The 25,363-nt window shown below is 64.9% G+C and carries 23 protein-coding genes; 14 read left to right on the top strand and 9 right to left on the bottom strand.

Translation table 11 applies throughout. The features are described from left to right. Positions 1-33: 33 nt before the first annotated feature. From L6637_RS36490 to L6637_RS36475, 4 genes are all read left to right on the top strand, one after another. Positions 34-756: an ABC transporter ATP-binding protein gene (locus L6637_RS36490; protein WP_237861210.1), complete on the top strand. Its 723-nt coding sequence runs from the start codon at positions 34-36 to the stop codon at positions 754-756. Beyond that, a complete protein-coding gene (locus L6637_RS36485) occupies positions 753-3,323 on the top strand; it encodes an ABC transporter permease (RefSeq protein ID WP_237861208.1) in 2,571 nt (856 codons plus the stop codon). The genes L6637_RS36490 and L6637_RS36485 overlap by 4 nt, the downstream gene beginning before the upstream one ends. 281 nt (positions 3,324-3,604) lie before the next feature. Further along, positions 3,605-4,396 carry a Bax inhibitor-1/YccA family protein gene (locus L6637_RS36480; protein WP_234684314.1) on the top strand — a complete coding sequence of 264 codons (792 nt, stop codon included), beginning with the start codon at positions 3,605-3,607 and terminating at the stop codon, positions 4,394-4,396. A 212-nt stretch (positions 4,397-4,608) separates the two neighbouring features. Continuing rightward, complete coding sequence (locus L6637_RS36475) at positions 4,609-5,139, top strand: GNAT family N-acetyltransferase (protein ID WP_237861207.1); 531 nt, start codon at positions 4,609-4,611, stop codon at positions 5,137-5,139. A gap of 125 nt (positions 5,140-5,264) precedes the next feature. On the opposite strand, the gene L6637_RS36470 is transcribed toward L6637_RS36475, so the two are convergent. The 3 genes from L6637_RS36470 to acnA all read right to left on the bottom strand — a co-directional run bounded on the left by L6637_RS36470 (position 5,265) and on the right by acnA (position 10,042). Then, positions 5,265-5,636 carry a DUF2794 domain-containing protein gene (locus L6637_RS36470; RefSeq protein ID WP_237861206.1) on the bottom strand — a complete coding sequence of 124 codons (372 nt, stop codon included), beginning with the start codon at positions 5,634-5,636 and terminating at the stop codon, positions 5,265-5,267. Between the two features lie 582 nt (positions 5,637-6,218). After that, positions 6,219-6,998 carry a DUF1223 domain-containing protein gene (locus L6637_RS36465; RefSeq protein ID WP_237861318.1) on the bottom strand — a complete coding sequence of 260 codons (780 nt, stop codon included), beginning with the start codon at positions 6,996-6,998 and terminating at the stop codon, positions 6,219-6,221. 323 nt (positions 6,999-7,321) lie between these two features. Then, the gene (gene acnA / locus L6637_RS36460) at positions 7,322-10,042 is read right to left on the bottom strand and encodes an aconitate hydratase AcnA (protein WP_237861205.1); all 2,721 of its coding nucleotides are present in this window, start codon (positions 10,040-10,042) and stop codon (positions 7,322-7,324) included. 240 nt (positions 10,043-10,282) lie between these two features. Here acnA and ccmA point away from each other — a divergent pair, with 240 nt between their 5' ends. The 5 genes from ccmA to L6637_RS36435 all read left to right on the top strand — a co-directional run bounded on the left by ccmA (position 10,283) and on the right by L6637_RS36435 (position 13,489). Next, entirely contained in the window at positions 10,283-10,885 is a 603-nt protein-coding gene (ccmA, locus tag L6637_RS36455) for a heme ABC exporter ATP-binding protein CcmA (protein WP_237861204.1), read from the top strand. A gap of 277 nt (positions 10,886-11,162) precedes the next feature. After that, positions 11,163-11,831, top strand: a complete 669-nt coding sequence (gene ccmB, locus L6637_RS36450; protein ID WP_237861203.1) for a heme exporter protein CcmB — start codon at positions 11,163-11,165, stop codon at positions 11,829-11,831. Between the two features lie 88 nt (positions 11,832-11,919). Continuing rightward, the gene (locus tag L6637_RS36445) at positions 11,920-12,705 is read left to right on the top strand and encodes a heme ABC transporter permease (protein ID WP_237861202.1); all 786 of its coding nucleotides are present in this window, start codon (positions 11,920-11,922) and stop codon (positions 12,703-12,705) included. Beyond that, the gene (ccmD, locus tag L6637_RS36440; protein WP_237861200.1) at positions 12,702-12,899 is read left to right on the top strand and encodes a heme exporter protein CcmD; all 198 of its coding nucleotides are present in this window, start codon (positions 12,702-12,704) and stop codon (positions 12,897-12,899) included. Before L6637_RS36445 ends, ccmD begins: the two co-directional genes overlap by 4 nt. Beyond that, positions 12,896-13,489 (top strand): DsbE family thiol:disulfide interchange protein, encoded by a 594-nt coding sequence (locus L6637_RS36435; RefSeq protein ID WP_237861199.1) that lies wholly within the window; start codon positions 12,896-12,898, stop codon positions 13,487-13,489. The genes ccmD and L6637_RS36435 overlap by 4 nt, the downstream gene beginning before the upstream one ends. 43 nt (positions 13,490-13,532) lie before the next feature. On the opposite strand, the gene L6637_RS36430 is transcribed toward L6637_RS36435, so the two are convergent. The 3 genes from L6637_RS36430 to ftsY all read right to left on the bottom strand — a co-directional run bounded on the left by L6637_RS36430 (position 13,533) and on the right by ftsY (position 16,473). Further along, on the bottom strand, positions 13,533-14,714 hold the full coding sequence (locus L6637_RS36430; protein ID WP_237861198.1) for a hypothetical protein: 1,182 nt from the start codon (positions 14,712-14,714) through the stop codon (positions 13,533-13,535). A gap of 205 nt (positions 14,715-14,919) precedes the next feature. Next, the gene (locus L6637_RS36425; protein ID WP_237861197.1) at positions 14,920-15,522 is read right to left on the bottom strand and encodes a septation protein A; all 603 of its coding nucleotides are present in this window, start codon (positions 15,520-15,522) and stop codon (positions 14,920-14,922) included. A gap of 3 nt (positions 15,523-15,525) precedes the next feature. Further along, entirely contained in the window at positions 15,526-16,473 is a 948-nt protein-coding gene (gene ftsY, locus L6637_RS36420; protein ID WP_237861196.1) for a signal recognition particle-docking protein FtsY, read from the bottom strand. A gap of 60 nt (positions 16,474-16,533) precedes the next feature. On the opposite strand from ftsY, the gene L6637_RS36415 reads away from it, so the two are divergent. Both L6637_RS36415 and L6637_RS36410 read left to right on the top strand, forming a co-directional pair. Beyond that, positions 16,534-17,235, top strand: coding sequence for an RluA family pseudouridine synthase (locus tag L6637_RS36415; protein WP_237861195.1), 702 nt, complete (start codon positions 16,534-16,536; stop codon positions 17,233-17,235). A 102-nt stretch (positions 17,236-17,337) separates the two neighbouring features. After that, positions 17,338-18,447 (top strand): DUF2336 domain-containing protein, encoded by a 1,110-nt coding sequence (locus tag L6637_RS36410; RefSeq protein ID WP_237873717.1) that lies wholly within the window; start codon positions 17,338-17,340, stop codon positions 18,445-18,447. A gap of 133 nt (positions 18,448-18,580) precedes the next feature. On the opposite strand, the gene mtaB is transcribed toward L6637_RS36410, so the two are convergent. Next, entirely contained in the window at positions 18,581-19,834 is a 1,254-nt protein-coding gene (mtaB, locus tag L6637_RS36405) for a tRNA (N(6)-L-threonylcarbamoyladenosine(37)-C(2))-methylthiotransferase MtaB (protein WP_237861192.1), read from the bottom strand. Continuing rightward, on the bottom strand, positions 19,834-20,709 hold the full coding sequence (gene dapF, locus L6637_RS36400; protein ID WP_237861191.1) for a diaminopimelate epimerase: 876 nt from the start codon (positions 20,707-20,709) through the stop codon (positions 19,834-19,836). Before dapF ends, mtaB begins: the two co-directional genes overlap by 1 nt. A 221-nt stretch (positions 20,710-20,930) precedes the next feature. On the opposite strand from dapF, the gene L6637_RS36395 reads away from it, so the two are divergent. Next, positions 20,931-21,692 carry a GyrI-like domain-containing protein gene (locus tag L6637_RS36395; protein WP_237873715.1) on the top strand — a complete coding sequence of 254 codons (762 nt, stop codon included), beginning with the start codon at positions 20,931-20,933 and terminating at the stop codon, positions 21,690-21,692. Positions 21,693-21,697: 5 nt separating this feature from the next. Beyond that, on the top strand, positions 21,698-22,405 hold the full coding sequence (locus L6637_RS36390) for an SIMPL domain-containing protein (protein WP_237873713.1): 708 nt from the start codon (positions 21,698-21,700) through the stop codon (positions 22,403-22,405). 93 nt (positions 22,406-22,498) lie between these two features. On the opposite strand, the gene L6637_RS36385 is transcribed toward L6637_RS36390, so the two are convergent. Then, positions 22,499-23,500: an MBL fold metallo-hydrolase gene (locus L6637_RS36385; RefSeq protein ID WP_377803211.1), complete on the bottom strand. Its 1,002-nt coding sequence runs from the start codon at positions 23,498-23,500 to the stop codon at positions 22,499-22,501. 315 nt (positions 23,501-23,815) lie between these two features. Between L6637_RS36385 and ffh the strand changes: the two genes are divergently transcribed. Then, positions 23,816-25,363, top strand: coding sequence for a signal recognition particle protein (gene ffh / locus L6637_RS36380; RefSeq protein WP_237861188.1), 1,548 nt, complete (start codon positions 23,816-23,818; stop codon positions 25,361-25,363).

The raw sequence follows: 25,363 nt of genomic DNA, 5'->3' as shown, positions 1-25,363 counted from the left end.
ACCGCGCTATCGGAGTTGCCATATGACCGGACCATGGACAGTCGCATCGAAACCTCTTCGCTCGCCGGCACGACGCCGGACACCATCGCCATCTCCAACGTCAATCTCTCATTGGGGTCGGGGGCAGCACGCGTTCACATCCTCAAGGATATCAGCTTGCGCGTCGGCTCGGGGGAGACGATCGGGCTGATCGGCCCGTCAGGCTCGGGCAAATCCACGCTGCTGATGGTGATGGCGGGGCTGGAGCGTCCTGATAGCGGAGAGGTGGTGGTCAATGGCACGCCTTTCAATGCCCTCGACGAGGACGCGCTGGCCCGCTTCCGCGGCCGTCAGGTCGGCATCGTCTTCCAGTCCTTCCATCTGATCCCGACCATGACGGCGCTGGAGAACGTCGCGGTGCCGCTCGAGCTCGCCGGCAACCCTGATGCCAACAAGCGCGCGGCCGAAGAGCTGCAATCGGTTGGGCTCGGTGATCGCCTGCATCATTATCCGACGCAGCTCTCCGGCGGCGAGCAGCAGCGCGTGGCGCTTGCGCGCGCGCTGGCGCCCGATCCCGCCATCCTCGTTGCGGACGAGCCAACCGGCAATCTCGACGAGGCGACGGGCAAGCAGATCGTCGATCTGCTCTTCACCAAGCATGCCGAGCGCGGCATGACCCTGGTGCTGGTCACGCACGATTCCTCGCTGGCGCATCGCTGCGATCGCGTGATCCGCCTGCGCTCGGGCCGCATCGACACGCAGACGACCAAACCATGAGCGTCGCGATCGAACCGTTTGCGAAGCCGAACGGCGTCGCGCTGGCGCTGCGCTATGCCTTGCGCGAATTGCGCGGCGGCCTGCGCGGCTTTTACGTCTTCATCGCCTGCATCGCGCTCGGCGTGATGGCAATCGCCGGCGTCGGCTCGGTGTCGGCGAGCCTGAGCGATGGCCTCGCGCGCGAAGGCCGCACGCTGCTCGGCGGCGACGTGTCGTTCGTGCTGTTCCAGCGCGAGGCAAAACCCGAAGAAGTCGCCTTCCTGCGTTCGCGCGGTACAGTCTCCGTCGCCTCCACCCTGCGCGGTATGGCGCGCTCGGCCGAGGGCAAGCTCGCGCTGGTGGAGATGAAGGCGGTCGACGATACCTATCCGATGCTCGGCCAGTTGACGCTGGCACCGCCGCTGCCACTGAGCGATCTGCTCGCGGAGAAGGACGGCGCATTCGGCGCGGCCGCCGATCCGGCGTTGCTGGCGCGGCTGTCGCTCAAGATCGGCGACCGCGTCACCATCGGCTCGGCCACGTTCCAGATCCGCAGCGCCGTCGAGGCCGAGCCCGACAAGCTTGCCGGCGGCATCGGCTTTGGTCCGCGCTTCCTGATCAGCGAGGCCGCACTGCGTGCCACCGGGCTGATCCAGCCCGGCAGCCTGGTGCGCTGGGTCTACCGCGTGAAACTGCCTGACGCCGCCAACAGCGACCGCGCCACCGAGGCGTTCATCGCGGACGCGCGCAACGCCGCGCCGCAGGCCGGCTGGGAAGTGCGCAGCCGCTCCAACGCCTCGCCGCAGCTGGAACGCAACATCAGCCGCTTCACGCAGTTCCTGACGCTGGTCGGCCTCGCCGCGCTCTTGGTCGGCGGCGTCGGCGTCGCCAACGCCGTGAAGAGCCATATTGATCGCCGGCTCGAGGTGATCGCGGCCTTCAAGGCCGTCGGCGCAACGGGGCGTGACGTGTTCGGCATCTATCTCGCGCAAGTGATCCTGCTCGCCGCGATCGGCTCGGTGATTGGCCTCGCGCTGGGTGCAGCGATGCCGTTCGCCATCGTCGGCCTGTTCGGAAAGCTGCTGCCCCTGCCGGTGGTGCCGGCCGTGCATGAAGGCGAACTCGCGCTGTCCTTCGTCTATGGCCTTTTGACCGCGCTTGCCTTCGGCCTGTGGCCGCTCGGACGCGTGCACGACGTGCCGGTGGCCGCGCTGTTCCGCGACACCATCGCCGCCGAATGGCACCGGCCGCGCATGGGCTATCTCGTGTTCATGGGCGTCGTCGTCGCGCTGCTCGTTGCCGTCGTGATCGGACTGTCCTTCGACAAGCGCATCGCCGCGGTGTTCGTGGTCTCCTCCGTCGTCGTGTTCGCTGTGCTGCGCGGCGTCGCCGCGCTGCTGATGGCAATCGCGCGAAAACTGCCGCGCACGCGCTTCACCATGCTGCGGCTGGCGATCGCCAACATTCACCGGCCGGGCGCGCTGACGCCGTCGGTCGTGCTGTCGCTCGGCCTCGGTCTCGCGGTGCTCGTCACCATCACCCAGATCGACGGCAATCTGCGCCGGCAGTTTTTGGCCGCGCTGCCCGACCGCGCGCCGTCGTTCTACTTCATCGACATTCCGAGCACGCAGGCCGCTCCCTTCGACGACTATCTGCGCCAGATCGCCCCGGGCGCCAAGGTCGAGGACGTGCCGATGCTGCGCGGGCGCATTGTCGCCGCCCGCGGCGTCCGCGCCGAGGATCTCAAGCCCACGACGGACTCCGAATGGGTGCTGCAGAGCGACCGCGGCCTGACCTATACCGGCGAGGTGCCGAAGGGCTCCAAGATCGTCGAGGGCGAATGGTGGGGCGCGGACTATTCCGGCCCGCCGCTGGTCTCGATGGAGAAGAAGATCGCCGACGGCCTCGACCTCAAGCTCGGCGACGAGATCGTGGTCAACGTGCTCGGCCGCGACATCCCGGCGAAAATCGGCAATCTGCGCACCATCGACTGGCAAGGTCTCGGCATCAATTTCGTGCTGGTGTTCTCGCCGAACGCCTTCAAGGGCGCGCCACACACCCACATCGCGACGCTGACCGAAGCCTCAGGCGATGCGACCGGCGACGGCAAGATCATCAAGCAGGTTGCGGACGCCTACCCGATGGTGACGAGCGTACGCGTGCGCGAGGTGATGGAGACGGTCGGCGCGGTCGTGACCAACCTCGCGCTCGCGATCCGCGGCGCCAGCGCCGTGACGCTGATCTCCGCGATCCTGGTGCTGGGCGGCGCACTCGCCGCCGGCCATCGCCACCGCGTCTACGATGCGGTGATCCTGAAGACCCTTGGCGCGACGCGGTTGCGGCTGCTCGGCGCCTATGCGCTCGAATATCTGCTGATCGGGCTTGCCACCGCGGTGTTCGGCGTGATCGCCGGCAGCATCGCGGCCTGGATGATCGTGACGCGGCTGATGACATTGACCTTCGTCTGGCAGGCCGCAAGCGCGGCAGGCGTGGTGGCCGCCGCCCTCGTCGTCACCGTCGGGCTCGGTCTTGCTGGAACACTGCTGGCGTTGAACAAAAAGCCCGCCACAGTGTTGCGGAATTTGTGACAAAAAGTAGCGGCTGGCCGCGCGGGACCGGAATCACGGGATTTCGGCGGTTAACCACGTCAGCTTGTCAGGCTCACGTCAGGATTGCACCGCAAGGGCGACATTCGGCCGCGCGTGGACCGTTGCAGCGAATGTGTTAGTTTCCCACATATCGGATGGGTTCGGAGTCCCGATTGTTAGCCAAAATTAATGTCGGCGGACATCGGTATCCGAGATAGAATTGACGAACCGGCGGCATGGCAACCCCTGTGCCGGACCGGGCAACCAACGGGAATTCGACCATGTCGGACCTAGACCGCAATTACGCTTCTCCTTTCGGTAGGGCCGCCGGGCGTGTTGACGCCGCGACGGTCGACGCCGGTCTGCGCGCCTATATGCTGCGCATCTACAATTACATGAGCATCGGCCTGGCCATCACCGGCCTCGCCGCGCTCGGTGTCTACATGGCTGCCGTGACTGACGTTCCGACCCCGGAAGCCGTCCGCGTCGGCAAGCTGTTCCTGACGCCGTTCGGCTACGCGATGTTCGTGAGCCCGCTGAAATATCTGTTCATGCTGGCGCCGCTCGCCATGGTGTTCGTGATCTCGGCCGGCATCAACCGTCTGGCTCCCTCGACCGCCCAGATCCTGTTCTGGGTGTTCTCGGCGCTGATGGGCATCTCGCTGTCCTCGATCTTCCTGGTGTACACGCACACCTCGATCGTGCGGGTGTTCTTCATCACCGCGGCGACCTTCGGCGCGCTGAGCCTCTACGGCTACACCACCAAGCGTGACATGAGCGGCATGGGCTCGTTCCTGTTCATGGGCCTGATCGGCATCATCATCGCGAGCCTGGTGAACCTGTTCCTGGCCAGCACCGCGCTGCAGTTCATCGTGTCGGTGGTCGGCGTGCTGGTGTTCGCAGGCCTCACCGCCTGGGATACCCAGCGGCTGAAGAACGACTACATCTACGGCTACGCTTCGGCCGGCGGTGACATCGCAGAGCGTGCGGCGATCTCGGGCGCACTGTCGCTGTACTTGAACTTCATCAACCTGTTCACGCTGCTGCTGCAGCTCCTCGGCCAGCGCGACTAAGCGCAAGACCTCGAGGGAACGGACACGAACCCCGGCCGCAAGGCCGGGGTTTTTGTTTGCCCGCGGCCACTCCTCATCGTAGCGAGCGCAGCGAAGCAATCCACAGTCCCTCCGCGGATGCATTTCTGGATTGCTTCGCTGCGCTCGCAATGACGGGTGTGGCAGCAGCGTTGCCTCTTCCAGCCGCCGGGAGGACGCTCTAATCTTGCCCCATGTCCGCACCCGAAATCAGGCCGACGATCGAGGCCGACCTCCCCGCCATCACCGCCATCTACCAGCAGGCTGTCCGCGAGGGCACCGCGACGTTCGAGCTGGAGCCGCCTGACCTCGCCGAGATGACGCGCCGCTATCGCACGCTGGTCGACGGCGGCTATCCCTATTTCGTGGCCATCCTCGACGGTCGCGTGGCCGGCTACGCCTATGCCGGCGCCTATCGGCCGCGTCCGGCCTATCGCTTCACGGTCGAGAACTCGATCTATCTGGATCCCAGCTTCCACCGCCGCGGCATCGGCTCAAAGCTGCTGGAGCGGCTGATCAGCGAATGCGAGGCGCGCGGCTTCCGCCAGATGATCGCCGTGATCGGCGATTCCGCCAATGCCGGCTCGATCGGCGTGCACACCAGAGGCGGCTTCAAGATGATCGGCACGCATCCCAATGTCGGCCTGAAGTTTGGCCGCTGGCTGGATACGGTGATGATGCAGCGCGATCTCGGCGAGGGCGCGAAGACGGTGCCGGGGAAGTAGGTCCGGGGCGCGCGAAGTCTCGTAGGGTAGGCAAAGCGTAGCGTGCCCACGGTCTGTGGCGATAGAGAAGGTTCGTGGGCCGGCGCAAGAACGCCTTTGCTGACCCTACGGCAGCGATCGTGTAGTTAGACCACCGCCAGCTTCCGATCGATCACCAACAGCACGCGCTCGAGCTCGTGGCCGCGGCGCAGGATCAGGCCGGTCGCGGAGATCACGCTGTACATGCCCTGCTTGCGCGCGAGCCGCGGATCTTTCTCGATGCGGTAGATCGGCACTTCGGAGGCGCGGCGATAGACCGAGAACACCGCGCGGTCTTTCAGGAAGTCGATGGCATAGTCGCGCCACTCGCCGTCGGCGACCATGCGGCCATAGAGATTGAGAATTCGGTGCAGCTCGAGCCGGTTGAACGTCACCCGGCCGGGTTGGGCATTCGCAGCGGCAGGGCGCGCCACTGCGCGCTGCTCGCTCGGATCGGCATCCTCCGACGTCAAGCTCATGGGGCGCCTCCTCATCGCTCAGCATGATCCACGTCCGCGAAGACCGTCCCCGGAGCCGCGGATCATGACATCTGCATGATCGCGCCAACTGTTCCCCGCCGCAAGGGCCTCTTGCAAGCCCCATGCGGACCGGGGTTCACCTCGCCAACGGCCAGCGAATCATGACACACGCAACGGTGGAACTTCTCAGCGGCAAACCGTCACGGGATCGTTAGCAGGAATCACAGGATCGCCGCTTTTCCGCCCACCGCCTGCCGCCCTGCATTGCGAAAAGACTCGTGTGCGTTGACCCGGTCCTTTCGGTTCCGGATTCCTCAGCCCCCAGCCCCCCGGGGTCGAACAGGATCGGGTCTGTACGCGCGACAAGGAGGGCCAACGCGAGTTGGTCCTTTTTTGTTTGTGGTGGGATGTGTCTGCCTCCCGTCATTCCGGGGCGCGCCGCTTGGCGCGAACCCGGAATCCATCGATCCAATCATCGCGATGAGAAATGGATTCTCAGGCGCGCAATTGCACACCATAGCTCGCGCTTCGCGCGCCCCGGAATGACAACGACTAATTTTTCAGAGAGATCTGACGCGCGCTTCAGTGCAGCGACGTGTACGCCGCGCCGAGCATTGGGCCAGGCTTCTCGCGGCTGCCGTCCTGGACGTAGACCACCGCGCCGTCGACGCCATCGCGCGACGTCAAATTCTCGATCGGTACCGTCCAGCTTTCCGGATGTCCGTGCCAGTCGCCGACCTTGAGCAAATTGCGTACGACATTGTGGTAGGTGATCTGCTGCCCGCGGTTCTCACCGCGACTGATCTCGATCGGCACCGATTTCACGATCGAGCAGATCCAGACCTCGCCATGCGAGACCGTCGGCTCCTTGCTCGCCGCGACGGACACATTGATCTGCTTGCCCGCGAGCGACATCGTCACCGGCACGCTCATGACGCCGGTGCCCGCGTCGGTCTTGTCGATCGCGTTTTCGATGCCGGAGCGGTCGCTGCCGATGACGTGCGCGGCGCCGTTGACCACCACTTGCGGCGTATAGACTTCGCGGTCACCACGCATACGCGAATAGGCGCGCTGCCGCGCCGAGAAACGTGAATCCGCCAGCGTATCCTTCCAGCCGAGATAGTCCCAATAATCGATCGGCATGCTCAGCGCGATGATCGAGGGATCCTTGGCGAGATCGCCGATGACCTTGTCGGCAGGCGGGCAGGAGGAGCAGCCCTGGGAGGTGAAGAGCTCGACCACGGCGCGGGGATCGGCCTGGGCCGGACGGATGACGGCGACGATGGCGCAGATGCCGAGTGCTCCCGACCAGAATGCTCCGGACCACCGCGAAACGAAATTGGAAGCCATCATGCCAGTCATGTTGAAGGTCACACACGTCGCTCGTTGGGGGAAGATCTTATCGCCTGATGATCACCGTAGTCTTACGGGCGCGGTACATTCAACCGTCCAGCACAGGATTCTGCCGGACGGGCCCATCTGAAACATACCGCAAAACGTACGAAGGCGGCCTTGTGATAGGCCGCCTTCGTTTAACCTTCTACTCACGTCGCGGTGAGCCACCGTTCACAAATTCGCGCGCTAAAGTGCGCCGAGCGCACTTTAGTTTGTTGTCGGAGCATGATCTTTCCGGAAAACCGCTGCACACTTTGCGCTAACGCGGCCCTGCGGGTCCGGATCATGCTCTAGGCCGCGAGCTTGCGCAGCACATAGTGCAGAATGCCGCCATTCCGGTAGTAATCGAGCTCATCCAGCGTATCGATGCGGCAGAGCAGCGAAACGCGCTGCAACGAACCATTGCCGGACACGATCTCCGCGGTCAGCTTCTGGCGCGGCTTGAGATCGCCGACCAGGCCCCGCAGCGTGACCTTCTCGTCGCCCTTCAGGCCAAGCGACGACCAGGAGGTGCCTTCCTCGAAGGTCAGCGGCAACACGCCCATGCCGACCAGGTTGGAGCGATGGATGCGCTCGAAGCTCTGGCAGATCACGGCGCGAACGCCGAGCAGGCGCGTGCCCTTCGCTGCCCAGTCGCGCGAGGAGCCGTTGCCGTATTCAGCGCCGGCGAACACGACGAGCGGCACCTGCTCCTGCTGGTACTTCATCGCGGCGTCGTAGATCGACATCTGCTCGCCGTCGGGCCAGTGCTTGGTCAGACCGCCCTCAGGGATGTTTCCGTCCGCGCCCTTCAGCATGAAGTTCTTGATGCGGATGTTGGCGAAGGTGCCGCGCATCATCACTTCGTGGTTGCCGCGACGCGTGCCGTACTGGTTGAAGTCGGCCGGACGCACCTGGTGCTCGCTGAGATATTTTCCGGCGGGCGAGGTGAGCTTGATCGAACCGGCCGGCGAGATGTGGTCGGTGGTGATCTTGTCGCCGAACATGGCGAGGATGCGCGCCTCGACGATATCGGTGACCGGCTCCGGCTGCTTCTTCATGCCTTCGAAATAGGGCGGGTTCTGCACATAGGTCGACGACATGTTCCAGCGATAGGTCTCGCTCTCGACCGTCTTGATCTTGCGCCAGTTGGTGTCGCCCTTGAACACGTCGGCATACTTCTTCTTGAAGATCGACGCGGTCACGAACTTCTTCATGAAGGCGTTGATCTCCTTCGTCGTCGGCCAGATGTCCTTCAGGTACACCGGCTTGCCGTCCTTGCCTTCGCCGAGCGGCTCGACCGCGAGGTTCTTGGTGACGCTGCCGGCGAGCGCGTGGGCAACGACCAGCGGCGGCGAGGCCAGGTAGTTCGCCTGCACGTCTGGCGAGACGCGGCCTTCGAAGTTGCGGTTACCGGACAGCACCGCCGCGGCGACGATGCCGTTGTCGTTGATCGACTTCGAGATCTCCTCCGGCAGCGGACCGGAATTGCCGATGCAGGTGGTGCAGCCGAAGCCGACCAGGTTGAAGCCGACCTTGTCCAGATCCTTCTGCAGACCGGAATCGGCGAGATAGCCGGCGACGACCTGACTGCCCGGAGCCAGCGAGGTCTTCACCCACGGCTTGGCCTTGAGGCCCTTCGCAGCGGCGTTACGCGCCAAAAGGCCGGCACCGATCAGCACGCTCGGGTTCGAGGTGTTGGTGCAGGAGGTGATGGCGGCGATGACGACGTCGCCGTGACCGATCTCGTAGTCCTTGCCCTCGACGGCGAAGCGCTTGTTGGGCTCGTCGGCCTTCTTGTACTCGGTGCCGAGCGCGAGCGAGAAACCTTCGGCGACCGACGGCAGCGCGATGCGGCCTTCGGGACGCTTCGGGCCGGCCATCGACGGCACCACTTCGGCGAGGTCTAGCGTCAGCGTTTCCGTGAACACCGGATCGGCCGACTTGGCGGTACGGAACAGCCCTTGCGCCTTGGCATAGGCCTGCACCAGCGCAACGCGTGGTGCCGCACGGCCGGAGGTTTTGAGGTAGTCGATCGCAGCGGCGTCAACAGGGAAGAAGCCGCAGGTCGCGCCATATTCCGGCGCCATGTTGGCGATCGTCGCCTTGTCGGCAACGGAAAGATTGTCGAGGCCAGGGCCGAAGAACTCGACGAACTTGCCGACGACGCCGAGCTTGCGCAGCATCTGCGTGACCGTCAGCACGAGGTCGGTCGCGGTGACGCCTTCCTTCATCGCACCCTTCAGCTTGAAGCCGACGACGTTGGGCAGCAGCATCGACAGCGGCTGGCCGAGCATGCAGGCTTCCGCCTCGATGCCGCCGACGCCCCAGCCGAGCACGGCGAGACCATTGACCATGGTGGTGTGGGAGTCGGTGCCGACGAGCGAGTCAGGATAGGCGACCTCGAAGGTGCCGGTCTTCTTGCCGACCGTCATCTTCTCCTTCTTGGTCCACACCGTCTGGGAGAGATATTCGAGATTGACCTGGTGGCAGATGCCGGTGCCGGGCGGCACGACCGAGAAGTTCGAAAACGCCTTCTGGCCCCATTTCAGGAACTCGTAACGCTCCTGGTTCTGCTTGTACTCTTCGGTGACGTTCTTGGCGAAGGCCTTGTTGTCGCCGAAGAAATTCACGATCACGGAGTGGTCGATGACGAGGTCGACCGGCACCAGCGGATTGATCTTCTCGGCATCACCGCCGAGCTTCTGCATGGCGTTGCGCATGGCGGCCAGGTCGACCACGGCCGGAACGCCCGTGAAATCCTGCATCAGCACACGGGCCGGGCGGAAGGCAATCTCATGCTCCAGCGACTTCTTGCGCAGCCACTTCGAGACGGCGACGATGTCCTCTTTCTTGACCGAGCGGCCGTCCTCGTTGCGGAGCAGGTTCTCGAGCAGCACCTTCATCGAATAGGGGAGTTTCGAAATTCCCTTCAAACCATTCTTCTCGGCCGTGGGCAGGCTGTAATAGACATAGGTCTTGGCGCCGACCTTGAGGGTCTTTTTGCATTTGAAGCTGTCGAGCGAGGTCATGTAGGAAATCCCAATTGTTAGACATACCCGGCAGGGTATTTTAACACCGTCAGCGTAGCAGGCTGGATCGCTTGCAGGGGCAGGTTGAGTTGCTGCATCAAGTAGTTCCGGGCTTATAGAAGCTTTCTAACCGCGCCGCCACAGCCACAACAGTACCGAGCAAGTCGCGAGCCAAAAATTCTGATGCGCTACCCCAAGATTTCCTGAGGCCCGGCTGTGAACGGGTTGGTACCAGTCAAGATGCAGCTGGCCGGACGCGGCGTGACTTGCGTGCGCGGCGGCCGCGAGGTGTTTTCCGGGCTCGATTTCGAGGCTGTTGCCGGCGAGGCCGTGGCGGTCGTCGGCCGCAACGGATCGGGCAAGACCTCGCTGCTCAGGCTGATCGCGGGGCTGCTCATTCCGGCCGGCGGCACGATCGTACTGGACGGGGGCGACGCCGACATGACGCTGCCCGAGCAGTGTCACTATCTCGGCCATCGCGATGCCCTGAAACCGGCGCTGAGCGTGGCTGAAAATCTGTCATTCTGGGCGGAATTTCTGGGCGGCGAGCGCTGTGACGCGGCGGAAAGTCTCGCCACCGTCGGGCTCGACCATGCCACCGATCTGCCCGCGGGCTTCCTGTCGGCGGGACAGCGCCGCCGGCTGTCGCTGGCCCGGCTGCTGACGGTCCGACGGCCGGTCTGGCTGCTGGACGAGCCGACCAATGCGCTGGACGTCGCCGGACAGGACATGTTCGGCGGCCTGATGCGCGAGCATCTGGCAAGGGGCGGGATGATCGTCGCCGCCACCCATGCGCCGCTGGGGATCGACACGCGCGAGCTGCGGATCGGGGGGACGGCATGAGGTGGCGCGACCCTCAGCTTTTCGAACGGCCCGGCGCCGCTCTCTCCGTTCCCTCCCCCCTTGTGGGGTCCGAGGCGAGCGAAGCTCGCTCTCGAGGTCAGGGAGGGGGGTGTCACACGGGGACTCTCTCGGTCGATCGAAGTTTTTCTCTGCTCCCAAGCACGCCATTTCCTGGGCTACCCCTCTCCCCTACCCTCCACCACAAGGGGGGAGGGAGCGCAGTTTGCCTGCGGCGCGAGCCGGGCTCACATGACCGCCTCGCCACCGGAGGTCACCCATGACCGCCCTCGCCGCCCTGATCCGCCGGGACATCAAGATCGCCCTCCGCGTCGGCGGCGGGGCGTTGATCGGCGTGCTGTTCTTCCTGACCGTCGTCGTCCTGATGCCCTTCGCGGTGGGGCCGGACCTGGCGCTGCTGTCGCGGCTGGGACCGGCGATCCTGTGGCTCGGCGCGCTGCTGGCGAGCCTGCTGACGCTGGACCGGCTGTTCATGGCCGACCATGAGGACGGCTCGCTCGACCTGATCACGATGAGCCGGACGCCGCTGGAACTCGCCTGCGCCGCCAAGGCGCTGGCGCATTGGCTGGCCGCGGGCCTGCCGCTGATTGTCGCAACCCCGGTGCTGGGCCTGCTTCTCAACCTCGACATGGTCGCGACCGGCGCGGTGGCGCTGACGCTGCTGGCCGGCACGCCAGCCCTGACCTTCACCGGCATGATCGGCGCGGCGTTGGCGGTGACGCTGCATCGGGGCGGGCTGCTGATGGCCGTGCTGGTGCTGCCGCTGTCGATTCCCGTGCTGATCTTCGGGGTCGCGGCCTCGCAGGCCGCAATCACGGGGCCGTTGTCGTTCGGCGCGCCGTTCTCGATCCTCTGCGCGCTGTCGCTGGTCAGCCTCGTGATCGGCCCGTTCGCGGCGGCGGCGAGCCTGAAACATGGACTGGATTGAAATGAGCCGGTCGCTTGACCCCGATCAACTTTCGCTGCGCGCTTTCATGCTGATTGCGTGAGCGTCCACCTGTGATTATCAGAATACCATGTCGCTGATCGACCTCGCCAACCCCACCAGGTTCCTCGCGCTTTCGGCGCGGGTGCTGCCGTGGCTTGTGGCCGCGACCATCATCCTGCTCACGATCGGCCTCTATCAATCCGCATACGCGCCCGACGATTATCAGCAGGGCGCGACCGTGAAGATCATGTTCATCCACGTGCCCAATGCGTGGCTGTCGATGTTCGTCTGGGGCGTGATGAGCGTGGCTTCGCTCGGCACGCTGGTGTGGCGGCATCCGCTCGCCGACGTCGCGGCGAAAGCCGCAGCTCCGATCGGCGCCAGCTTCACCTTCCTTGCGCTGCTCACGGGCTCGCTGTGGGGCCGGCCGATGTGGGGCACCTATTGGGAGTGGGATGCGCGGCTGACTTCGGTGCTGATCCTGTTCCTGATGTATCTCGGCCTGATGGCGCTGTGGCGCGCGGTAGAAGATCCCTCGCGCGCAGCGCGTGCCGCCGCCGTGCTGACGCTGGTCGGCGCGCTCAATCTCCCGATCATCAAATTCTCCGTCGACTGGTGGAACACGCTGCACCAGCCGGCCTCGGTGATGCGCATGGGCGGCTCGACGCTCGACAAATCGTTCCTGATTCCGCTCCTGGTGATGGCGATCGCGTTCACGCTGCTGTTCGTGACGCTGCACATCGCGGCCATGCGCAACGAGATTTTGCGCCGGCGCGTGCGCTCCTTGCAGATGATGCAGGCGAGCCGCGTCGCGTTTTCGAGCGATGTGGGGACCGCTTCGCGCCAGGAAAGCGCGTCGAAAGGGGTGGCATGACGATATCGCTTGGCCCCTACGCGTCCTTCATCGTGACGTCCTATGCCGCCGCCGCCATCGTGGTCGCGCTCCTGATCGGTTGGGTCATCATCGACTACCGCAACCAGACGGCGCGGCTGCGCGAGCTCGAGCGTAGCGGCGTCACGCGCCGCTCGGGTCGCAGTGCTGTGGACACACCAAAGACAACGATATGAGCGATCAAACCACTTCCGCGCCGCCGCAGCGCCGCACCTTCCTGATGGTGCTGCCGCTGCTTGCCTTTATCGGACTCGCCGTGCTGTTCTGGTTTCGGCTCGGCAGCGGCGATCCCTCGCGGATTCCCTCCGCGCTGATCGGCCATCCCGCGCCGCAGACCACGCTGCCGCCACTGGAGGGATTGCAGGCCGACAATGTCCAGGTGCCGGGCTTCGACCCTTCCGCATTCAAGGGCAAGGTCAGTCTCGTCAATGTCTGGGCCTCCTGGTGCGTGCCCTGTCATGATGAGGCGCCGCTCCTGAGCGAACTTGCCAAAGACAAGCGCTTCCAGCTCGTCGGCATCAACTACAAGGATACACCCGACAACGCCCGCCGTTTCCTCGGCCGCTACGGCAATCCGTTCGGCCGCGTCGGTGCCGACGCCAATGGCCGCGCCTCGATCGAGTGGGGCGTCTATGGCGTACCGGAGACTTTTGTGGTCGGCCCTGAAGGCACCATCGTCTACAAGCTGGTCGGCCCGATCACGCCGGACAATCTCAAAGCCGTGCTGTTGCCGCAACTCGACAAGGCACTCAAAGCCGGAAGCTGACGATCTCGCCGATGAGCTCGTCCGCCCACCTGAGCTCACCAAGTCATCGCGACGATTGGTCCGTGTCGCCCGCAAGCAGGCCGGCCACGACATCCCAGCCCTTCTCGAACATATGGCCGACCTTGTGGCCGAAGGAATGGTCCGGACGCAACCGCGGCGATTCCAGAATGTGCGTCAGATGCCGGTGATCGCCAGGAATGGTACTGATCTCCGCATCGACGGCGGCCTGGACCGCCGTCATCAGCTCATCCAGGTGCTGGGCCCATTCGGATCCCCTAAGCTCGATCTCGGTCCTCAGCGCCTCCTCGATCCGGTAGATCTCACTAACAATTTCCTTGGCCCGCGTCGGGCGGCTGTTCCTGAGCGCGAAGAGCAAGAGGAGGTGCTTCTCCTCGATCTGATCGATCACCATCGATACGGCAATCGCAAAGGGAGATGCCGCGATCCGCGCCGCAGCCCGGTCGTCAGCCGGAACGGTCGCGATAGACAATAGCTCCCAAGGGGTTTCCAGACGCTTTGCGACGATCGTGAGCGCGAACGGCACGGCATCGGCATGCCTGGCCTTGAGCGCGGTCAAGAGGCCAAGGACCTTGTCGAGACTGGCGCCCTCGAGCCGCGCAATCTTCGGAGGGAGTGCCCGGCCGAAATCCTCGAGCTCCCGTTGCATGTCGAGGTAGCGCAGCATCTTCTTGAGGTCGTCGAACGTCGCATGCGAGCTGGTATAGGCCATCAGCCCGTCGCGAATGCCGGCAGCACCCTCGGCAGAACCAAGCAGGCCGTTGAGAGAGATCAGGACCTTCTTCTGGAACGCTTGGGCCAGCTGCCGCGCCTCGTGCTGCCTGTCGGCCGAGATGACATCGGTCGCGTTGGCGATGTAGTCGGCGGCCATGCTGCGCAGCAATTGCTCCGTCACAAGGCTCCAGATCGGTGCCAGCGACCCACGGGCGATCTGGCCGCTATTGGCCCGCTCCGGCGCCCTGTCCACCAGGACCGGCTCGAGCGGCTCGAAGAAGTAGCGTGAGGGATTTCCGACCCGATAATGATTCTGGCCCGTGTTGCGAAACTCGGCGCGAAGCGCCGCGATCAACGGTTCGGAATGCGGAATGTCCTCGCCGAGGAGATGTAGCCGTTCCAGTTCGGCAAGCAGGCGGCGCCGGACCTGCGGTGCGAGTTGCCGGAGGTACTGGATCAGGTGTTCAGCGGTGTGGTCCTGTTTTGCGCTCACCACCGGGCCTCCGCGTACGGGCTCAATCCGCGGATTGGATGAGGAGAAAGGCTATCGCCTGCGACCTTTCAGGCAAGGTAAAGCGCTGAACAATCTCAGCTTGCAGTTACGGAGCGGTGAAGAAACCGATCGACAGAGCGCACGAAACGCACGCCAGGGTGAATATGCCTGGTCGCGGCCGGGAACCGCAGGGCCGGAACCGGCGTCAGCCCTTCCTCACGTCCCCCGCCTCGGCCTCGCTGGTCTCCAGCGACACCGGCTCGATCCCGTAGCGCTTGGTCAGCGGCATCTGGGCGATGGCGAAGATCATGGTGATGGGCGTGACGCCGAACACCTTGAAGTTCACCCAGAAGTCCGTGCTCTGGGTGCGCCAGACGATCTCGTTCAGCACGGCCATGCCGGCAAAGAACAGCGCCCAGCGCAGGGTGAGGATGCGCCACCCTTGCGGGGTCAGGTTGAACATCTGGTCGAACATCACGGCGATGAAGGAGCGGCCGAACAACAGGCCGCCGCCGAGGATCGCGGCGAACAGGCCGTAGATGATGGTCGGCTTGACCTTGATGAAGGTCTCGTCGTGCAGCACCAGGGTCAGCGTGCCGAACACCAGCACGATCACGCCTGTGACGATCGCCATGATCGGGACGTGGCGCGTCACCACATAGGACGCTGCCATCGCCGCCACGATCGCGACCATGAAGGCGCCGGTCGCAGCGAACAGATTGAACTTCGCATTGACGAAGAAGAACACGAGCAGCGGACCGAGCTCGGTCGCAAGCTTGAACAGCGGATGCGGCTGGGTCTTGTCCATACTCTAGCTTTCGATTCCGGCAATGGCGCGGGCGAAATCGCGCGCGGTGAACGGCGCGAGATCGTCGACGCCTTCGCCGACGCCGATGAAATGCACCGGCAGTTTGAATTTCTCCGCCAGCGCCACCAGAATGCCGCCGCGCGCGGTGCCGTCGAGCTTGGTCATCACGAGACCCGTGACCCCGGCGGTGCGATGGAAGGCCTCGACCTGCGACAGCGCGTTCTGGCCGACGGTGGCATCTAGCACGAGGAGCACCGCGTGCGGCGCTGACGCGTCCACCTTGCGAATGACGCGCACGACCTTCTCGAGTTCGTTCATCAGCTCGGCCTTGTTCTGCAAGCGGCCGGCGGTATCGATCAGCAGCACGTCGATGTTCTGCTCTTTGGCAGCGGTCAGCGCGTTGAAGGCGAGGCTCGCCGAGTCCGAGCCCTGCGCGCCCGCAATGACGGGCGTCTTGGTCCGCTCGCCCCAGACCTTGAGCTGCTCGATCGCGGCGGCGCGAAACGTGTCGCCTGCGGCGAGCATCACCTTGCGGCCTTCGGAGGCAAACTTTTGCGAGAGTTTTCCGATGGTCGTGGTCTTGCCGGAGCCGTTGACGCCGACCACGAGGACGACGAACGGCTTCCTGGCCGCATCGATCTCGAGCGGCTTCGCCACCGGCGCCAGCACCTTCTCGACCTCGGTCGCGACGACGTCCTTGACCTCGTCGGCCGAAATCGCCTTGTCATAGCGACCGGTGCCGACGGCGTCCGCAATCCGTACCGCAACTGACGTGCCGAGGTCGGCGCGCAGCAACACGTCCTCGATGTCGTCGAGCATGGCGCGGTCGAGCTTGCGCTTGGTGACGAGATCGGCGACCGCGGTCCCGAGCGAGGACGAGGTGCGCTTCAGCCCGTTGGACAGGCGGCGCCACCAGCTCAGCTTGGGGGGATCTGACGTGGTATCGTTCATGGCGGGGGTGTGTTAGCCGTTCCCGCCGTTAAACGAAAGTCTTGTCCGAAAGTCCTGCAATTGCTCGATGTTCCCGAATTGACCACCGAGGAGATCCTGGGCCGCGTGCTCCACCGCGACGGCTTGATGCTGGTCATCAACAAGCCGGCCGGGCTGCCGGTGCATCGCGGCCCCAAGGGTGGCCCCAATCTGGAGGACTCCTTCGACGCCCTTCGGTTCGGCCTGCCGCGGCCGCCGGTGCTGGCCCACCGCCTGGACAAGGACACCTCCGGCTGCCTGGTGCTCGGCCGCCATCGCAAGGCGACCGCCTCCCTCGGCCTTCTCTTCAAGCACGGCAAGATCGGCAAGACTTACTGGACCGTGGTTGAGGGCGGCCCTGCCGAGGATGAAGGCACCATCGATATGCCGCTCGGCCGGCTCAATGCCGAGCGCGGCTGGTGGCAGAAGCCCGACCCCGAGGGTCAGAAGGCCGTCACCAATTGGAAGGTGATGGGCCGGGGCGACGGCTTCACGTGGCTGGCCATGGAACCGGTGACGGGCCGGACCCATCAATTGCGGGTGCATTCGTCCGCGACCGGCTGGCCGATCTTCGGCGATAACATTTACGGCAACGGCCCGCGCTTCGGCGAGCCGAAGCTGCATCTGCATTCCCGCGAGATCGTGGTGCCGATCTCCCGGAACAAGGAGCCGGTCCGCGTCGTCGCGCCAGCCCCGCCCCACATGCATGAGAAGCTCCGCGCCTGCGGCTGGAACGGGGAATAGCGGCCTCGAAGAGGCAAGGTTTACGAAACGTTCAGTGCTCGTCGCCAATGATAGCGGTTGCTTAGAACAAGCCCCCCATCCGCTCAGGACGAGCAACGCGTCATGTCCACGGCCCAGCTATCGATCATCGACGAGGTCGAATCCGCGATCCGGACCGGCTCGGCGGAAAAGGGCCTGGAGACCGCCCGGCGCGTCACCGACCTGTTTCTCTCCTCTGCCGGAAGCTTCAACGACGAGCAGATCGCGCTGTTCGATGACGTGCTCGAGCGCCTGATCGGCACCATCGAGCTGCGCGCCATCGCCGATGTGGCAGCGCGCATTGCGCTCGCCGAAATCAGCGCCCAGCTCGCGCCGATCGCGCAGGCGCCGCCCTCGGTGATCCGCCGCCTCGCCAACAATGACGAGATCCGCATCGCCGGTCCCGTGCTCCAGGAATCCGCGCGCCTCGACGACGGTGAACTGCTGAAGATCGCCTCCAGCAAAAGCGAGCCGCATCTGCTCGCGGTCGCCGGCCGCTGGTGGCTGAAGGAGATCGTCACCGACGCGTTGCTGGCGCGCCGCTATCCGAGCGTCAGCCGGCGCCTCGCCGCCAATCCAGGCGCGCGCATGTCCGGAAAGGGATTCACTGTTATCGTCGGACAGGCCGAGCTCGATCCCGAGCTCGCGGTGAGCATCGGCATCCGCGTCGACCTGCCGTCGGACCTGCGTCGGCGATTGCTGCGTTCCGCAACCGACGCCGTTCGCACACGCCTGCTGTCACGCGCACCGCCCGATCTGTTCGAGGAGATCCAGAATGCGATCGCCGCCGTCACCGTCGGCGTCGAGCGCGAGATGTCGGGCGTGCGCGATTTCGAGGGCGCCAAGCGGGCGGTCGGAAATCTCAAGGCGTCCGGCCAGCTCAACGAGGCGACGCTGCTCAACTTCGCGCGACACCGGCGCTACGAAGAGACCGTGGCCGCGCTGGCGGCGCTGTCGGGATCGACCGTCGAAGTGATCCGTCCGCTGATGCAGAGCCTGCGCGAAGACGGCCTGCTGGTGCCGTGCAAGGCAGCGCAGCTCAGCTGGGAAACAACGATCGCCGTGCTCGAAAGCCGTTTTGCGACCGGCGCGATGAAGCCGGCGGACCTGGCGAGGGCGAAGAGCAATTTTGCGCGCATGACGGCGGAGAACGCGCGGCGCACGCTGCGCTTCTGGCAGGTGCGGGCGTCGTAGGACTCGCTTTTCACCAAACTGACGGTGTCATCCCCCGCGAAAGCGGGGGATCCAGCATTCCGGAGACGGCAGTGAGCTACGGAGAAGCCGCAGCGTACTGGGTCGCCCGGTCAAGCCGGGCGACGACAGCGGATTACGTGGTCAGCCGCTCGCCATCATTGCCAGCAATCCTCAGCGATACAACGCTCCCCACACGCTCGCCCGCAATCGCCACCGGTAGATAGTGCTCCGTCCGCCCCTGCCCTTCGCTCTCGATCAGCACCTCGCGCGTTGCGCCGATCTCGGCTTGCAGCCGCTGCCGTAGTGCAGCGTCACCCGCTACCCGCAACCGCTTCGCGCGTTCCTTGATGGCGGGCCCCGCAACCTGCGGCATCTTCGCAGCCGGCGTGCCGGGGCGTGGCGAATAGGGGAAGACGTGCAGGAACGTCAGGCCGCATTCCTCGACCAGATCGAGCGAGCGCGCAAACATCTCGTCCGTCTCGGTCGGGAAGCCCGCGATGATGTCGGCGCCGAACGCGACATCCGGCCGCAAGCGGCGGACCTGATCGCAGAACGCGATCGCATCGCTGCGCAAGTGCCGCCGCTTCATGCGCTTCAAGATCATGTCGTCGCCTGACTGGAGCGACAGATGCAGATGCGGCATCAGCCTGGCATCATCGGCGATGGCATCGAGCAGATCGGCATCCGCCTCGATCGAATCGATCGAGGAGATGCGCAACCGCTTCAGCTCCGGCACGTGCCGCAAGATCTGCTTCGTCAACATGCCGAGCTTCGGCGCGCCCGGGAGATCAGCGCCATAGCTGGTGAGATCGACGCCGGTCAGCACGATCTCGGCATGACCGCGCTCGACCAGCGTACGCACCTGATCGACCACCGCGCCCATCGGCACCGAGCGCGAATTGCCGCGGCCATAGGGGATGATGCAGAAGGTGCAGCGATGGTCGCAACCGTTCTGCACCTGCACGAACACCCGTGGCAGACCGCTCGCATAGCCATCGATCAGATGCGGCGCCATGTCCTTCACGGCCATGATATCGCTGACCGCGACCTTCTCGCCGGCACCGAGATCGAAGGCGTCGCGCGCTGCACGCCACGCTTCGCTGCGCATCTTGTCGTCGTTGCCGACGACGCGGTCGACCTCGGCCATCTCGGCGAACATCGCGCTTTGCGTCTGCGCCGCGCAGCCGGTGACGACGATGCGCGCGTCCGGCCGCTCGCGTTTCAGCCTGCGAATCGACTGGCGTGCCTGCGCCACCGCCTCATTGGTGACGGCGCAGCTGTTGATGACGATGGTGTCGGAAAGCCCCGCGCCCTCCGCTTCGCGGCGGATCACCTCGGCCTCGAACGCGTTGAGGCGGCAGCCGAAGGTGACGATGTCGACGGCCATTAGCCCACCGGCGCGAACAGCGCCGGATCGAACTTGCCTTCATATTCGAAGGTCGCGGTGCCCGTCATCAACACGTGGTCGTCGCGCTCACGCCATTCGATGCCGAGCTTGCCGCCGGGCAACGCCATCTCGACCTTGCGCTCGGTGCGCTTCAGCCGCGCCGCAGCGACTGCAGTCGCACAGGCGGCCGAGCCGCACGCCCTCGTCAGGCCGGCGCCGCGCTCCCAGGTGCGCATCGTGATGTGCTCGCGATCGACGATATGGGCGAGCGTGATGTTGGCGCGATCGGGGAAGATCGGATGATTTTCCAACAGCGGGCCGAAGCGCTCGAGATCATAGGCGTTGACGTCGTCGACCCAGAAGATCGCGTGCGGATTGCCCATGCTGACCACGGACGGCGAATGCAGGATCGGATTGTCGATCGGTCCGATCTGCAATTCGATGTAGCGGGTGTCGCGAAACTCCTCCGCCAGCGGAATGTCCTGCCAGCCGAACTTCGGCGCGCCCATGTCGACGGTGTAGAGATCAGGCGCCGGGCCCTGCCAGGCATTGAGCAGGCCAGCCGCGGTCTGGAAGGTCACCGTGGTCTGCCCGCTCTTCTCGAAGATGCGACGGACTACGCAGCGCATGCCGTTGCCGCAGGCGCCAGCTTCGGAGCCGTCACTGTTGTAGATGCTGATGAAGGCCTCGGTGCCGTCGAGCCGGGGCTTCTGCAGCACCATGAGCTGATCATAGGGCACGCCGCCCTGCGCGGACGCCACCGCGCGGGCGTCATCGGGCGTGATGCGGCCCGCAGAATCGCGCATGTCGACAACGACGATCTCGTTGCCGATGCCGTTCATCTTGGCAAATGCGTGGTTGGCGAGCGCGCTCATGAAAATTCCCGAATTTCGCCCGTCTTATATGGCGATCCTTAGCCCTCTGGCCAGTGATTTGCGCTCCGCAGGGCCGGAGCGTCTGCCATGACGCATCTGTCATGGGACGAATTTGGCGCTCGCGTGTTAGAACGGCGAAAGTTCGCGCGACGGGGGATGCGCGACCGGATTTTGGCCTTCGTTGTTAAGGCCTTGATACGGAAGACCTTGGGGAGAATAGAATGATTGGGTTTCGTCGTCTTGCTCTGGCCGCGCTGATCCCGGCAGCGGCCTTGTCGCTTGGGCTATCAGGCGCCCTCGCGCAGACCCCGAGCCCGGCGCCTGCGGCCTCGGCAAGCCCCTCGCCGGCCCCGTCGGCCTCACCCTCTCCGGCCGCCAGCGCTTCGCCCGAAGCAACGCCGTCGCCGGCTGCCAGTGCCTCGCCCGCGCCAGCGGCATCGCCCTCTCCCGCAGCCAGCGCCTCACCGAGCCCTGCAACACCGCCGCCCGCTGCGGCCGCCACGCCGGCCCCGGTTCAGACCGCCGACCCCTTCGGCCTGGAGACCACGCTCGAGTCCAGGAAAGTCTTGATGGTCAAGGGCACCGCCAATTGGGACTCGGCCTTCGACACCCTGGTCGACGCCTTCAAGGCGCTGAACGCGCTGCTCGACAAGCAGGGCATCAAGCACGCCGGCAACGCGATGATCGTCTACACCTCGACTGATGACACCGGCTTCACCTTCTTCGCCGAAATCCCTGTCGACCAGGATCCGAAGAACCTGCCCAAGGACATGAGCATCGGCAAATCGCCCGAAGGCAAGGCGCTGAAATTCGTCCATCGCGGCTCCTACGACAACATGGACAACACCTATGAGGCGATCACCAATCACCTCGACGACAAGAAGCTGGAAGCCAAGGACACGTTCATCGAGGAGTACCTCACCGATCCGCTCAAGACGGCAGAGGACAAGCTCGTGATCAATGTGTTCGTACCGCTGAAGTGAGACCGATGAAAAAACCTGCCGCGCTTGTTGTTTCCCTGGCCGCAATCGTCGCTGCCACGATGCCCGCGCTCGCCGATGATTTCCCGTCCGCCATCTCGGTGAGCGGCGAGGCGACGGTCTCGGCAGCACCTGACCTTGCGCAGATCGATGCCGGCGTCGCCAACGATGCCAAGTCGGCGAAGGAAGCGTCCGATGCCAACAACGCGGCGATGGGCAAGGTGCTGCTGGCGCTGAAGGGCGCGGGAATCCCCGAGAAGGACTACCAGACCTCGCGCCTGTCGCTGCAGCCGCAATATGCGCCGAACCGCTCAACCGGCGCTAATCCCGTGGTCGGCTTCCGCGCCTCCAACCGCGTCACCGTGAAAATTCGCGACGTGACCAAGGTCGCCGGCGTCATCGACACGCTGGTCAGCGCCGGCGCGAACGACATCGGCAACATCTCGTTCGAGGTGACGCAGGCCTCCAAGCTGCTCGACGATGCGCGCGAGCAGGCGGTCGCCGATGCCCGCCGCAAGGCCGAGATCTACGCCAAGGCCACCGGCGTCACGCTGGGTGCGCCGCTCAGCGTCTCCGAAGGCGGCGCTCCGATGCCGCTGTTCAAGGGCCGCATGGCCGCAGCCCCGATGGCCGCGCCCGCCGCGGTAGCACCTGGCGAGGAAACGCTGTCGGTGACGGTGAATGTGAGCTGGGCGATCAAGCCGAAAGAGCAATAAGAGAGCTTCGCAAGAGGCACACTGTCGCTACAGCAATAGTGTCGTCCCGGCGAACGCCGGGACGACGAGATCAATGTGTTGCGAGAGCGGGCGCTAAATCTCCACGACCTGCCCCGGCTTCATCGCCACGAACCGCTCCTGCGGAATATTCGCCGCATCGAGCGCTTCCACCAGCGCCTTCGCAGGCGCATCGATCGCCTCGTCGGTCAGTTGGAACGTGCCGTGATGATGCCCGAGCGCCTGCTCGGCGCCGCAATCACCCAGCGCCTTCACCGCATCTTCCGGATTCATGTGCTGGTCGCGCATGAACCAGCGCGGCTCGTAGGCGCCGATGGGAAGGATCGCGAGGCGCAGCGGCCCGTGCTTCTCGGCGACGCGACGAAAATGCCGGCCATCGCCATAGCCGGAATCGCAGACCACGTAGATTTTTCCGGCCGGCGTCTCCAGCACAAAGCTCGCCCACAGCGCCTTGTTGCGATCGAACATGCCGCGCGCGGTCCAGTGCCGTGTCGGCACCAGATGCGCCGCAACGCCGCCGCCGAGCTCGACGCGATCGTGCCAGTCGAAGGCCTCCACCTTGATGGTGGAATCGGCGCCGCGCATCGTCACGTCATTACCGAGCGGCGTGACCACGCGCGGCGCAAAATTCTTGGCAAGCCGCGATAGCGTCGCCATGTCGAGATGATCGTAATGGCCGTGCGAGACCAGCACGACATCGACCTTCGGCAGCTTCTCGAAGGCGATGCCGGGATCATTGTGCCGCTTCGGCCCGGCAAAGCCGACCGGCGAGACCCGCGAGGACCAGACCGGATCGACGAGAATGTTGAGGCCGCCGGCCTGGATCAGCCAGCTCGCATGGCCAACGAAGGAGAGCCGCACCTTGCCGCCATCGACCCGCTCCGGCGGCGTGTCGACATGAGGGCTCGGGGCCCAATCGGGCCATTTGGCCCGCTCCCGCCGACCGCTGAACTGCCAGCGCAGCACCTCGCGGAGTGGCTTTGGCGGCGCGCCGTCGGGATCGAAGAAATGCAGACCGTTGAAATGGTCGGAGACGGGGCCGTCATAGGTTTTCAGGCGGCGGCGGGTGATCGGCACGGCGGGGCTCAGGGCTGGTTGCGGCGGTAAGACATCACCGGCTATATGGGCGGGCTTGACGAAAAAGGAACCCGTCGGCGGAAAGTGCCTGATTTCAAGGCCTTGGCCTGGCAATGGCGTCCCAGCACCCTAACTTTCCTTGACTTTTGGGCGTGAGCGGCGTTTAACCCCGCCACTTTCTCGGAAAGGCTTTCTTTTCGACCCGCCGACTGGCCCCGGAGGCCAGAGGTCAACGCCCGACAGCGCGATGCGCCCTCGGGCGCAAAGGTGTTTGGAAGATCGCCATTCTGGCGAGCAGGACAAGGGACAATTGCATTGTTCGACAATCTGTCGGAACGGCTTGGTGGCATTCTCGATCGTCTGACGGGGCGCGGTGCGCTGACCGAAAAGGACGTCGACGCCGCGATGCGCGAGGTGCGCCGCGCGCTGCTCGAGGCCGACGTTGCGCTCGAAGTCGTGCGCAGCTTCACCGAACGCGTCCGCGAGCAGGCGATCGGCGCCACCGTCGTCAAGTCGGTCACACCAGGCCAGATGGTGGTCAAGATCGTCCATGACGAGCTGATCAACACGCTCGGCGCCGAAAGCCAGACCATCGACGTCAATTCCGTGCCGCCGGTGCCGATCATGATGGTCGGCCTGCAAGGCTCCGGTAAGACCACCACCACCGCAAAGCTCGCCCGCCGCCTGGTCCAGCGCGACAAGCGCAAGGTGCTGATGGCCTCGCTCGACGTCTATCGCCCGGCGGCGATGGAGCAGCTCGCGGTGTTAGGCCGCGACCTCGACATTCCGACCCTGCCGATCGTGGCGGGACAGCAACCGCCGCAGATTGCGAAGCGCGCGCTGGAAGCCGGCAAGCTCGGCGGCTACGACATCGTGCTGCTCGACACCGCCGGCCGCACCACGCTCGACGAAGAGATGATGGCGGAAGCCGCCGCGATCAAAGCCGCTGCCAATCCGCATGAGGTGCTGCTGGTCGCGGACAGCCTCACCGGCCAGGACGCCGTGAATCTCGCGCGCGCGTTCGACCAGCGCGTCGGCCTCACCGGCATCGTTCTGACGCGCGTCGACGGCGACGGCCGCGGCGGCGCTGCGCTGTCGATGCGCGCGGTCACCGGCAAGCCGATCAAGCTGATCGGTACCGGTGAAAAGACCGACGCGCTGGAAGATTTCCATCCTGATCGTATCGCCGGCCGCATCCTCGGCATGGGTGACGTCGTGTCACTGGTCGAGCGCGCCGCCGCCAATATCGACGCCGAGAAGGCTGCGCGCACTGCCGAGCGTATGCGCAAGGGTCAGTTCGACCTCAACGACATGCGCGAGCAGCTGCTGCAGATGGCGAATATGGGCGGCATCAGCGGCCTGATGGGCATGATGCCCGGCATCGCCAAGATGAAGAACCAGATCGCGGCCGCCGGCATCGACGACAAGATCTTGAAACGCCAAGTCGCGGTGATCGATTCCATGACGCGCGACGAGCGCCGTCATCCGGATCTGCTGAAAGCGAGCCGCAAGAAGCGCATCGCTGCAGGCAGCGGCCAGAGCGTCGAGCAGGTCAACAAGCTCCTGAAGATGCACCGGAACATGGCCGACGTGATGAAGGCGATGGGCTCGGGCAAGCGCGGACCGCTCGCCGGCATCGCGCAGGCGATGGGCTTTGGCGGCGGCATGAAGATGCCGTCTCCGGAGGAGATGAAGGCGCTGCAGGAGAAGATGCAGAGTGGCGGCGGACAGGGTCTGCCCAGCCTGCCGAAGGATTTGCCGCCGGGTCTTCGCACCGGCCTGCCGAACCTGCCCGGACTGACCGGGCTGAGCGGCAAGCCGACGCTGCCGGGTCTCGGCGGTTTCCCGGGCAAGAAGAAATGA

It is taken from the genome of Bradyrhizobium zhengyangense (assembly GCF_022012435.1).
In the GTDB taxonomy this organism is placed as follows: domain Bacteria; phylum Pseudomonadota; class Alphaproteobacteria; order Rhizobiales; family Xanthobacteraceae; genus Bradyrhizobium; species Bradyrhizobium zhengyangense.
This window is presented reverse-complemented; position numbering and strand designations above follow the sequence as displayed.